Raw genomic sequence first — 12,842 nt, 5'->3', positions numbered from 1 at the left:
TTTTTACCAGTCCCATAGTACAATTGCCCATTCTTCGTATTGGTCCTTGAAAGTATGGATGATTTTAAAACCGACTTTTTCATGAGCCCTTAGGGATCTCTTATTATTGAGAGAAATCTCAGTAATAGCGAAATAATAGTTTGGTTTGAAAAAATCTCGATAGGCTCGGTAAGCTTCAGCAAAGAGTCCCAATCCTCTATAATCTTTTCCTACACAAACTTGACCTACAGCCATGTAGTTAAAATCAGAAACCAATTGTCCTTGATATTGGATGGAATCAAATTGCTCAAACATGGGTAATAGCATTGGGATTTTGTCCCTGGATTGTTTGGTCATTGCAAGGATATATGCTGCAACTTGGTCACCTGAAACAGCTATAACATGGCCCACATCTTTTTGAAGGTTTTCCAAGTCCTCCAGTGAATGTTTGACTCTTACAAAACCCTCTTTTTGGATTGTTTCCTGATTTAGATTTTCCAATAAATTCTCGCGCTGAAGTTGTAGAATTCCTTCTAAATCAGAATTTGATGAAGATTGACGGATGATTGGTTTTTCCATGGACTAAAAAAGCCGAGTTCTAAAGAACCCGGCTTAGATTTATGGTTGGCGGTTAAATTATTTTGCGTTAAATACTGCGCTTAGAATGATGAAAGTCCCTAAATCTCCTCCTTCACCAGGACTAGTAACGATGTATATAGGGTGTTTTTTACCATCTGATTCTCCAGTAATAGGTATAGTTGCAGTATCATTGATAATTGGCATACCCGGAGCTTTCTCCGTATTTTTTTGAATAAAGCTTCCAGTACCCAAGACTTTTCCAGATGGACTTCCTTCTCGGATTTCAAATTCAACTGGAATGGACAATGGTTCGGTTGATGCAACCATAAATGTGATGGAACCAATTCCAGTCATGTCAATATTAGGAATTGCAAAATATCCTTGCTCACTTGGAACCATCAATAGATCCATTCCCTCAAATGACATAGATGTAAATCCTTCCAAGTTTTCAGCTAAGGCCATGCTGACGGTATTCCCTCGCATAATCAGAGATGAGCTACCTGAAAGAGGCTTAATTCCTTCACCACCCGCATCGGTATAGCTTGCATTGATCATCAAAGCACCCATTGGTGTTGGTGTTTTGCCCATTGTAGGGTCTAAGGTTCCTTTTGCTGGAAGACTAGGCTTTTGTTCTCCTTTCAAAGAGAAAATATAAGCGGTGATTGCATTTAAGTCTGATTCTTTCAAATCAGGATTTGCTGGCATCACAGTTTCTCCCCAGACTCCTCCGCCTCCTTTTTGGATTTTATTTTTCAAATAATTCACATCATTAGGGCGATATTTTTTAGCCACCTCGACAAACGGAGGGCCGATCGAAGCCTCATCTTCTTTATGACAAGTTTTACAAGTAAGTGCCTGGGTCAATGCTTTTCCTGTCATGGCCTCACTCATAATCTTGTGTCCCATGTCAGCTTCAGCCTGATCAAGACCTTCAATGTAATCTGCAGCGACATACAAGTTTTGATTGTCAGAGCTTGCCTCTGGATGATCTTCATCCGAAACTTCAACTTCATATGTCACCTTCTTACCCGGGAAGAAGAAGGATTGATTTCCAATCACTTTAATGGACACCACAGGAGCTACATTCCCTACATATACTGGAAGCTTCGAACTGCTGCCTTCCAAGCCTGAAGGGTCTGAAGCCTTTACAGTAATCTCATAATCTCCAATAGCATCGAGTGTAGTAGTCAAAGAAGGAGAGGTTGTAGTTTCAGTTTTACCATTACCTAAATCCCATGTGTAAGAAATTGGGTCGTTTTCTGGGTCACTGGCATTTGCAGTAAGAGTAACTTTTAAAGGAGCTTTTCCCGAAGATTTGTCTACAGACAAACCTGATACTACAGGAGCTCTGTTTCCACCGTTATAATCGATTCTTGAAAGCGCTGCATCAGCATTTTTTGAAAACCAACCGTTTCCATATTCAAGGGTATAGATTCTTCCATCTGGCCCCATCTCCATATCAATCAACGCGTTGAATTTGGTGTTTGGCATAAATGGTTCCATTTTGGAGAAGTCGCCATTTTCCTCCATTGTAACAACTTTTATCCAACCTCTCATCCAGTCATAGATAAGCAATTTGCCATCAAAATAATCTGGGAATTTCGTGTCGGCAGTATACATGTCAGAATAGTAAACTGGTCCTGCCATTGCATTTCTGCTTCCAGTACCTACTTGAGGAAAATCAGGAGAAGCAGCATATGGATACCAAATAAAAGCTGGTTGGGTAGGAGGTAATTTCTTGATCCCGGTATTATGAGGGGAATTATTTACCGGGCCAGCTGGATCAAAGGTAGCGCCAGGATTACCAGTAGCATAATCAAATTCATGATATGTATAATTGTTACCTATGGCATATGGCCATCCAAAGTTACCTGCTTTTCTAGCTTGATTTACTTCATCATAGCCTCTCGGGCCTTTGATGCTCAATGAATCATTGTTTGCATCTGGTCCAACCTCACCCCAATACAAGAAGCCTGTTTTTTGATCGACGGAGATTCTATAAGGGTTTCTGTTTCCTTGGACATAGATTTCAGGACGGGTTCCCTCGGTTCCTTCTGGGTACAAGTTTCCTTCAGGGATGGTATAAGATCCATCATCTTGAACTTTGATTCTTAGAATTTTACCTCTCAAATCATTTGCATTACCAGAACTTCTTCTAGCATCCCATTGCTTTCTGCCATCGGTTCCATCTAATGGAGCATAGCCGTTCAAGACATATTTTGCGTCATTTTGGTTGAAAGGTGTAGAGTTGTCTCCTAAGGAAAGGAAAAGATTTCCATTAGCATCAAAAGCGATTGATCCGCCAGTGTGGCAGCAGATATAACGATCAGAGTGAATGTCCATAATCACTACTTCTGAACTCATATCCCAAACTCCATCTTTGAAAACGAACCGGGAAAGTCTGTTGATTTCCTCATCTCCAGCAGGAGAATAATAAACGAATACAAAGTTATTCTGTGCGTAATTCGGGTCTTTCTGGATACCCATCAGACCTTCCTCAGCATTCACACCCGGCACTCCACTTTGCCAATACACATCGAGCTTAGCTGCTTCAGTCAATTCCTCCGTTTCATTGTTGAAATAAAGGATTTCACCTCTTCTTTGAGCCACTAAAATATCCAAATTAGGAAGGATGGTCATCTCTGTTGGTTCAGTGAATTCGCCCCCTGCTAAAACAGTTTTTGTAAACCTATTTTCCTCAGGTACGCGCTTGCTTTTTGCAGCAGTATAATTCAGCTTTTCATTACCTCCGATTGCATACTCAATTGCAGATAAAAGGTGCTTCAAGTAGTTTTCTTCAACAAAAGACTCTTTGGTATGACCTCCGCCAATATAGAATGCTCTTCCTCCATCAAAGTCATGGAACCAAGAAGTTGGGTGTTCGCCCATGTCAAAACCACCTTGATAAGAAGCTTCATCCAGCATCAACAGTTTGGTCGTATTGGGATTGATGTTTTTATAGCTATACCATTCATCGGTTCTGTCCCATGGATCAGGTAAAAAGTCCACGGATGGATTAGAAACTCCCGATTTATGAATTGTTCCAGGTTGAACGTTTGGATGTGGATCATTGATTCCAGGGTGATCTACAAAGTATCCACCGACTAATTTACCATACCATCCCCACTCATATTCAGTATCAGCAGCTGCGTGAATACCTACATAGCCACCTCCAGATTGGATATATCTTTCGAAGTCAGCTTCTTGATATTGGTTTAGGACATCTCCAGTAGTGCTCAGCCAGATGACAGCGGCATATTTTTCCAAATTTGCCTCATTGATGTCCTCAGCATTGTCTGTTTTATCAACTTCAAAACCATTTTCGGCTCCAAGTTTTTCAATTGCTGCAATACCATCTGGAATGGATTCATGTACGAATCCGGCAGTTTTATAGAAAATTAAAACTTTGGGTTCTCCTTCTCTTTTGTTGCTACAGCCAGTAAAGCAGAGCAAACCAACTAGGAGCAAAACCACTAGGTTTGTTAGGTTTTTTGGGTATTTCATAAATGGTTAAGTTTGGGGAAAAGAGGTGATATTCAAATTTCCTGCACTAAGTAATTGAATTTCGCGGATTTTTCAGGACAAAAAAGAGCTAATTTTTCAAGGAGAAACATTAAAGAAAAAAAATAAGCCTCCTTTTTTAAAATTTTACAAAAAGGAGGCTCAATTCATTAATAAAAACTGCTTTACAAGTGCTTATTAGATGATTTTCGGGGAACTAAAGTAGTCTCTAATACAATTGAAATCGGGTCATCAGAAGCTTGACCATCCAGTTGATCCAAAAGGTGACTAACTGCCAATTTTCCCATCTCATACCCGGGTTGAGAAACTGTAGTCAAAGGCGGTTCTACAACTGCGGCGGTAGGATTATCAGTGAAGCCAGCTAAGGCTATATCTTCTGGCACTTTCAATCCAACAGACTTCCAATAAGTCAATACATCAACCGCAACTGGGTCAATCATACAAAACACACCGTCTGGTTTTGGATTCATTTCCGCAATTGCTTTTGCAACTTGGATATTGCCACCCAAGGTCAAGTCTGAAATCTTGATAAATTCTGGGTTTTCATCGATTCCATACTCTTTCAATGCCTTCAGATAACCTTCTTTTCTTTTTTTGGAAATATAAAGATCCTCTGGTCCTGATACATAAACGATATTTTTGCAACCCATCTCCAACAAGTGGTGAGTCACCTGATAGGCACCACCTGCATCATTGAAAGTAACTTTCGAAACAGGGATGTCTTCTTGAACGCGGTCAAAAAGAACAAAAGGAATTTCTCTACTGTATAGCTCGTATAGATGCTCGTAATGATTGGTTTCCCGACTAAGAGAAATCAGTAAGGCATCAACTTGAGAAGAAACCAAAGTTTTGATATTGGCAATTTCTTGTTCAATGGACTCATTGGATTGACAGATCATGACATTGTATCCTCTGCGGTTTGCATGATCTTGAATCCCGCTTATACAAGAGGCAAAGAAGTGTGACGTGATTTCAGGCACGATTACTCCTAGCGTTTTGGTACGGCTGATTCGGAGACTCTGAGCCAATAAATTGGGCTGGTAATTCATCTCCTTAGCCATCTCGACGATCTTTCTCTTCGTCTCAGGATGTAATTCGGGTGAATCTTTCAAAGCACGGGAAATAGTGGAAACTGATACTCCCAGTTTCTTTGCTATTTCCTTCATAGTAACCTGATGCCCTTTTTTCATGGTATAATAAGTTTCCTTAACTATCTATTCAATCAATGCCTAAAACGTTTGTAATCAAAGCGCTTTAGGAGTAAACCTATTCTTGGTAAACTGTAAATAAAACAGTTTCTCCTACAGCTTGCAAGGAACGTCTATCAATCAGTTCCATATTATCCATATGAGTATGGTGATACCTGCTAAATCCCAAATCAGGAGAAAACTCAATAATATCAATCATTGGGATCTGTCCATATTCATTGACAAAAGCATGATCATCTGTGATTTCCGGAGCATCTCTGTTGATGAAAAATGCAGAATGACCTACTTGTGCTGCATTATCCCAAACTTTTTTCAAGATACCAGAGGCATATTTTCTTGAGTATCCCTCTCTAAAAAAACGTGCTCCTTTCGCTCCAACCATATCCACCAAGATTCCATAATAAGCTGAATAATTCGGCACATGTTTGTTATTGGACCAATGCTGAGACCCTAAGCACCACCAAATCTGAGAGTTATTCCTCATGGAAGCATGATCTGGTTCTCCATCATCTTCTCCATCGAAAAGAATGATATCGATACCCACATCTGGTTTCAATTCTTGTGCGGAGATCGAACGAGCAATTTCCAACAAAACACCTACACCAGAGCCTCCATCATTTGCTCCATCAATCGGTTGATCAATGTCTTGCGTGTCCTTATCGGCAATTCTACGGGTATCCCAGTGAGCTGCCAATAAGATTCTTTTGGTGGCTCCTGGATTATAGGAAGCGATGATATTACTCAAATCCCAGGTCAAACCATCATAGGTTTTTGCTTGGAAATCCTGGGTTTGGACTTCCCAACCAAAACCTTCGAATTTGGAAATAAGCCAATCTTTGGTGGCTTGGTGTCCTGCAGTACCGGGTACTCGAGGTCCGAAACTCACCTGTTTTTCAACATAGGCATATGCGGAATCAGGATTGAAAGTGGGATAGGGTTTTACGACTACTTCCGGAACGGTTGATTCTGTAGTTTTTTCACCAGAACAAGCCCAAGCGAATATGAGCAAGGCTAAAAGCCAGATTCTATTCTTCATATGCCCAGTCAATTTTTTCTTTCATGTCTTTTACTACAAAACCCATTGATTTCAATCCTGCACGGATCTCGTCCACTTTGTCATAATCTCTGGCTGTTTTGGCTTCAGAGTAAAGTTTCAGTAGCAAGTTCAACATCGGTTCCTGCACTTCACTTTTCTCTTCCAAAAGACCTAAAATATCCACCACAAAGTTGATGAAGGTGTCTTTTAGCTTATTGAATATCTCCTCTCCCAAAGCTGAATACTTCAATTGTCCTGTGAAGATGGAGTTGATTTTTTTCAATAAGTTGAACAGATGACCTATAGCCTGTGCTGTATTGAAGTCATCATCCATCGCACGGAAAGCAGAATTGATACTTGATTCAATTTGCTGAATCTGCTTCTCATCCAAATCTACTCCAGCCTCAGGCGTAAATTCCAAAGAACGGGCAATTCTTAAGCCATTGATTAGCTTTTTATAACCTTTCTGAGCCGCTTGAAGTGCTTCATTGGAGAAATCCAAAGTGGATCTGTAATGAGCTGTCAACATGAAATAACGGATAGTCATCGGGCTATATGCTTGTTCTAGAAGTTTGTGATCTCCTGTGAAAAGCTCCTGTAACGTAATGAAATTACCCAATGATTTTCCCATCTTCTGACCGTTGATGGTGATCATGTTGTTGTGCATCCAATAGCGGGCAGGATCTTGATGGTTGCATGCATTTCCCTGCGCGATCTCACATTCGTGATGCGGAAACATCAAGTCCATTCCTCCTCCGTGAATATCAAATTGAGTTCCCAAGTATTTGGAGCTCATAGCTGTACACTCCAAATGCCATCCCGGGAAACCAATTCCCCATGGAGAATCCCACTTCATCAGGTGCTCCGGAGCTGCGTTTTTCCAAAGTGCAAAATCTACCGGATTTCTCTTTTCACCTTGTCCGTCCAAATCACGGCTTCCACTCATTAGCTCGTCTAAGATTCTTCCAGAAAGCTTACCGTATTTATAGCTTTCATTGTATTTGAGTACGTCGAAATAAACTGAGCCGTTTACCTCATAGGCAAGGCCTTCGGCTAAAATGGCTTCTACCAAGGCAATTTGCTCAGGAATATGACCTGTCGCTCTTGGCTCGATGCTTGGCTTCCAGGTATTCAAAGCAGCCATATCCCGGTGATAAGAATCGGTATATTGTTGGGCTACTTCCATAGGCTCCAACTGCTCAAGTTTTGCTTTTTTGGCGATTTTGTCCTCTCCTTCATCTGCGTCACCCTGCAAGTGTCCTACATCGGTGATGTTGCGGACATAGCGAACTCGATAATCCAAATAGGTCAGATATCGGTTGACTGTATCGAAAGTGACAGCAGGTCTTGCATGGCCCAAATGTGCATCTCCATAGACTGTAGGACCACAGACATACATTCCTACGAAAGGAGGATTGATGGCTTGAAACTCTTCTTTTTCCCTCGAAAGGGTATTGTATATTTTCAGTTGATGCGACTTCATAAGTTGCAAAAATACGATTTACGAAATAGGAATTACGATTTTTTCAGGCTTAGGGTTGATAACCAATGGGCAAAATAGGGGATTTGTCGGGCTAAATGAAAACTAAAATCCTGCCAACCATCATATTTGAATTAGATTTTGAAAAATGGGGGTTTACATTGTCAAATTAACCGTCGCAAATGAAATTGACTTTTCTACCATTTAAGAGTTTTAGCTTTTCAAATTTTCAAAACATGGATAAGAATACCTTTTGGACATTATGTTTTTCAGCAGCCCTTTTGGCCTGTAATCCAATTCAAGAGGAAAAGACTCCTTTTGTCCAGCAGCAAGTGATTCCGGGTGAGCTGCCAGATCCCAGTATGATTGAAGTAGATGGTGTTTTTTATGCCACCGGATCTTCCAATGATTGGGGGCCATTTTATCCGATATACCAATCTAAGGATTTGAAGAATTGGGATTTTGTCGATTATGTTTTTCGGGAAAAGCCTAAATGGACGATCAATAGCTTTTGGGCTCCCGAGCTTTTCTATAAGGATGGGAAGTTTTATTGCTATTACACAGCGCGAAGAAAAGACGGAGTGTCATGTGTAGGAGTCGCGACCACAGATGATATTAGTAAAGGTTTTGAAGATCATGGGGTGATCATCGAATGGGGAGAGGAAGCGATAGATGCGTTCGTCTATGAGGAAGGAGAAGATCTATACATCACTTGGAAAGCCTATGGATTGACTGAAGGAAAGCCCATCCAGCTTTTAGGTTCCAAATTGAGCAAAGATGGGCTTAGTCTTGAAGGAGAAGCTTTTGAAGTGGTGACAGCAGAGGCAGATTCTTGGGAAAGAGGTGGAATTGAAGGACAGACTATTTTGGAACATGAAGGCTACTTGTACATGCTCTATTCCGGGAATGCTTGTTGTGGGGCCAATTGTGACTACCAGGTAGGAGTAGCAAGGGCAAAAACCATGGAAGGACCTTGGGAGAAATATAACGGGAATCCAATATTGGTAGGAAATGAAAATTGGAAATGTCCGGGGCATGGAACTGCGCTTCAAAAAGGAGAGGACTGGTATTATCTCTATCATGCCTATCCATCATCTGGCTTTCCAACTATTGGAAGGACAGTACTACTCAGCCAAATAGAATGGGATAATAATAGCGGTTGGCCTTATTTTAATTCAGAGTCTGACAGAGGGTTGATAGTCCAAGACTTCAAAGATGATTTTGAGGCTAATGAATTGAAACCAATTTGGAGATTTGATGTCGGGATTGAAAACGTGTCCTACCAGCTTTCTGATGGGAAATTGGTACTCAAAGATGAACGTAATGGTCAATTTCAAGCTTTTTTGGGTGTCAATCCAGATGCTGCAAATGGTTCTTTTGGCACAATAGTAGAAAGGGGAGGTGATGCCTTGAAAAGCTTGACTTTTTATGCGACTCGTGACAATAATCTGGGTATAGGAGTCCAAGGGGATTCCTTGATTATTTGGAAACAAAGTGGAGGAAACTGGGAAGAATTGGAAAAGATTAAGTTAGAATCTTCTGAAAAAGTCTATTTAAATGCCCAAATGAAGGAAGGAAAGGAGTTTGTTTTCTCGTATAGCTTGGATGGAAACTCTTGGACGGACTTAGCTACAAATGTCATTGGAGACAATCTTGCTTGGTGGTCTTGGGGAATGAAGGCCGGGATTTCTGTTAAAGCAGATTCTATTTCAGGAGATCAAGAAGGTGTTTTTGAGGAGTTTGGGGTGAGCTATTGATTTTTATGATTGAATTGGACTACAGTAAAAATCGTGGATTGAGATACCTTGTATCTATATTTAAAAAACTCAAAAAATTCAAAACTCATTTCACTCAGGGTATTCGTATGTTTTCCGAAAATGGAGGACAAATCCATATTCAGGATATAATTCTTGTTCTTCTATTTGTCTCCCTTGATCATCATAGAGATAAACAAACATTGGGTTAAGTTCACCATCAGGATAAGTAGGGATTGATTTATATTTCAACTTTCCTTCATTATCATAGATATAATGCCAGTCCCGAATTGGAGAATCTTCAGGATAAAAAGAACTCCATACTTGCCTGCTTATATTTCCAGTTTCATCATAATAAAATTGGTAGCCTTCTACATTGCTAGTGTTTTCACTGAATAGAATTTTGTCAATTTGGTTTTCTTGATTGTATTCATACCTCATGTACAATGTAGCATCTGTTCTAAGGGTTTTGAGAAGCCTTTTTTGGTCATCATAGAGATATGTGAATTTTTCACTAGCTATATATTCCCCATCAACTAAAGGGTAGCTGTTTTTTTCTACGGGTAAATTGTTTTGATATGTATAGATAGTGATTCCAGCGGTATCCAAGTTCGAGCTTTTATAATACACGTCTAATGCCTCATTGCCATCAGAGTTATAATATTTGTCTTTTATGTAAATTAAGTTAGTCCCTTGATAGTATGTAACTCTAAAAGGTTTGTCTTTAAAATTCTCAGGGTTTGAAATAATGGGTAGAACGGAAGAAAGTGGGGAGTCTTCTGTTTCCATTATTTCTTCTGAATTGGTGGCTAAGTCACATCCAGAAATAATGGCTATTATTAAAAATAGTACTAATAATTTTTGTTGGATTTTCATTAGATATCACTTTGGTGTTAAAAATAATTTGAGCTATAGACGTCTGATTTTCAAGGATTGATACATAATGTAAAATTAAAAAGCCATAGCTCAATTTCTCGAACTATGGCTTTTTCTTTATGTGCTGAAAAGAGCTTCTTTTTCTGGTATCTGACTTCCTATATCCTACATATATTATCTAACTTCTTTTTGATAATCAGTTACTAAATGTTTGATAAAGAATTCCATCATTCTGTCTCTGTTCAAAGCCGTGTGACCTCCATCGGGAGCAACTTGAACTTCAATACTTTTTCCAGCATTTTGGAATGCTTTGATCAGTTGAAGTGAATTGGATGGGTGTACATTATTATCTGCAGTACCGAAGAAAATTAACAACTCGCCTTCCAATTGATCAGCCATATTCATCAAGCTGAATCTGTTGTAGCCTTTTAGGTTAGTTTCCAAAGTCCCCATGAATCGCTCTGTATAGATGTTGTCATAGTTTCTCCAGTCAGTTACAGAAGAGTTGGCTACAGCAGCATGGAAAAGCTCAGGGAATCTCAAAAGCATGGTTGCGGCTGTAGTTCCTCCGTAAGATGTACCATAAACTCCCACTCGCTCTTTGTCGAAATAAGGACGATCATGAAGAGATTTTACCCCTTCAGCAAAGTCATCCATTTCCACCAAGCCCAAATTGCCATACAATTGGTCCAAAAGCTCTTTTCCTCGCCCTCTTACATTTCTTCCATCAATGTTCAATACCAAGAACCCATACTCAGTCAAAGGATCAGGATAAACGAAAGTTTCGCGGAATGCATTGGTTGCTGGCCCTCCGTAGTTGCTCAAGATAACCGGATACTTTTTGCTAGGATCGAAATCAGAAGGGAAGTGAATCAAACCATCCAATTGGGTTACTCCATCTTTAGAGGAAAAAGTGAAATGTTCCACTTTTTTCAATCCAAGTTCTTCGAATTTACTCATGTCACTTTTCTCCAACTCAGCCACTACTTTGCCTTTAGCATCGATCAAATTGGTAAAAGGAGCTACATCATGAGCCTGCGCGACATCCACAAAATATTTTCCATTTGGAGAGATAGAAACGCTGTGGTTTAAACTTGGATCGGTCAAACGGACATCTTTAGTTCCATCAAAATTCACTCGGTGAAGCTGCATTTTCATGTGGTTGTCGCCACTCCTAGCCATGTAGTAAAGTGTCTCGTTTTTCTCATCTACCTTTACAATGCCTGCAACCTCAAATGGATGGGAGGTAATAGTACTTACCAAAGTTCCATCGTAATTGTATAGGTAATAGTTTTTGAAACCACTACGCTCTGAGGCCCAGATAAACTGAGTGCCATTATCCAGAGGCTTCATTTCTGGAGAATTATCTACCCAACTCGGAAGCCATTCTTCACGGATTACAGTTCTGCTTTTTCCTGTCTCTGGATTGGCAGCCCGAAGCTCCATTACATTCTGAAGTCTATTGGTACTGTGGAAAAGCAATTCTTTGCCGTCAGGGGTCCAGGAGATATCGTAAATGTAGGTTCCTAATTCACCGTCTTGGAAAGGCTTACCGTCTCTGGTGTCTAGCTTTGTAAGCTTTTTGGTATCCAAATCATAGACCATCAAATCTACAGGAAGGTTTGGCTCACCTACTTTAGGATATGCTTCGATTTCCAAAGAGTCATATAAGCTCAATTGATCCAAAAGGACATAGTATTTCTTGACATCTTTCTCCTCAAATCGATAGAAAGCGATCTTTTTGCTGTCTGGAGACCACCACATGGCGGTATTTTGTCTCAATTCCTCTCCATAAACCCAGGTTGCGATCCCGTATTTTACCTGATTGGTCTCGTTTCCATCTGTCGTCAAAGGAACTACGCCTGAACCATCAGCATTGCTGAGGTACATGTTTCTGTCCTTTGTGAAAGCGTTGAATGTGCCATCTGGAGAAATCGCTGAATCGTATTGACGACCTCTTGCAGGACCTGTTCTTCTTCTCGGTTCAGGCTTTGGAGCGTCACCGATTTCGGTTGCCTTTTTGGACTTGACATCAAATTTGAAGAGTTTCCCGTCTTGGGAATATTCAAAAGAGCTACCGTCTTCACTCCACTTAGCTGAGATAGCCCCGGATTTTACTGCGGTATAAATTTGAGGTGCTACTTTTTGATATTGCTCATAACCAGGCATGTTTTTCAATTTGTCCTGGGCTTGAGTAACAGAAACTGTAGCAGCCAATGCGGCTGCTAGGAAGAACATATTCTTCATTTTCTATTTGGGTTAAATTTATTCAGCTACGATGATAAGGGTTTTTAATTTGAATTGCTGGCCTAAATACATGGGAGGCTGGAAAAATCTTGAATTATTGATTTTCTTAAGAATTCAAACCTATTTAACCGATGTTAAGCACAAAAAAAGACCTTCGGAAA

Annotated in this window: 8 protein-coding genes; 1 reads left to right on the top strand and 7 read right to left on the bottom strand. The window is 40.2% G+C overall.

All coding sequences use genetic code 11. The features are described from left to right. Positions 1-3 precede the first annotated feature (3 nt). The 5 genes from O0V13_RS08690 to cysS form a co-directional block, all read right to left on the bottom strand. Positions 4-558 carry a GNAT family N-acetyltransferase gene (locus O0V13_RS08690; protein WP_268034589.1) on the bottom strand — a complete coding sequence of 185 codons (555 nt, stop codon included), beginning with the start codon at positions 556-558 and terminating at the stop codon, positions 4-6. Between the two features lie 57 nt (positions 559-615). Further along, positions 616-4,062, bottom strand: a complete 3,447-nt coding sequence (locus O0V13_RS08685; protein WP_268034588.1) for a ThuA domain-containing protein — start codon at positions 4,060-4,062, stop codon at positions 616-618. Between the two features lie 182 nt (positions 4,063-4,244). Next, positions 4,245-5,270, bottom strand: a complete 1,026-nt coding sequence (locus O0V13_RS08680; protein ID WP_268034587.1) for a LacI family DNA-binding transcriptional regulator — start codon at positions 5,268-5,270, stop codon at positions 4,245-4,247. Positions 5,271-5,346: 76 nt separating this feature from the next. Then, on the bottom strand, positions 5,347-6,324 hold the full coding sequence (locus O0V13_RS08675) for a M28 family peptidase (RefSeq protein WP_268034586.1): 978 nt from the start codon (positions 6,322-6,324) through the stop codon (positions 5,347-5,349). Beyond that, a complete protein-coding gene (gene cysS / locus O0V13_RS08670) occupies positions 6,314-7,807 on the bottom strand; it encodes a cysteine--tRNA ligase (protein WP_268034585.1) in 1,494 nt (497 codons plus the stop codon). Before cysS ends, O0V13_RS08675 begins: the two co-directional genes overlap by 11 nt. Positions 7,808-8,040: 233 nt before the next feature. Between cysS and O0V13_RS08665 the strand changes: the two genes are divergently transcribed. Then, complete coding sequence (locus O0V13_RS08665) at positions 8,041-9,561, top strand: glycoside hydrolase family 43 protein (RefSeq protein ID WP_268034584.1); 1,521 nt, start codon at positions 8,041-8,043, stop codon at positions 9,559-9,561. A gap of 90 nt (positions 9,562-9,651) precedes the next feature. On the opposite strand, the gene O0V13_RS08660 is transcribed toward O0V13_RS08665, so the two are convergent. Both O0V13_RS08660 and O0V13_RS08655 read right to left on the bottom strand, forming a co-directional pair. Further along, on the bottom strand, positions 9,652-10,434 hold the full coding sequence (locus tag O0V13_RS08660) for a hypothetical protein (RefSeq protein ID WP_268034583.1): 783 nt from the start codon (positions 10,432-10,434) through the stop codon (positions 9,652-9,654). Positions 10,435-10,608: 174 nt separating this feature from the next. Next, positions 10,609-12,681 carry a S9 family peptidase gene (locus O0V13_RS08655; protein WP_268034582.1) on the bottom strand — a complete coding sequence of 691 codons (2,073 nt, stop codon included), beginning with the start codon at positions 12,679-12,681 and terminating at the stop codon, positions 10,609-10,611. Between the last annotated feature and the right edge of the window lie 161 nt (positions 12,682-12,842).

The sequence above is a fragment of the Algoriphagus sp. PAP.12 genome (assembly GCF_026652115.1).
Classification (GTDB): domain Bacteria; phylum Bacteroidota; class Bacteroidia; order Cytophagales; family Cyclobacteriaceae; genus Algoriphagus.
Note: the sequence above shows the minus strand (reverse complement) of the source record. Positions and strands in the feature narration are given on the sequence as shown.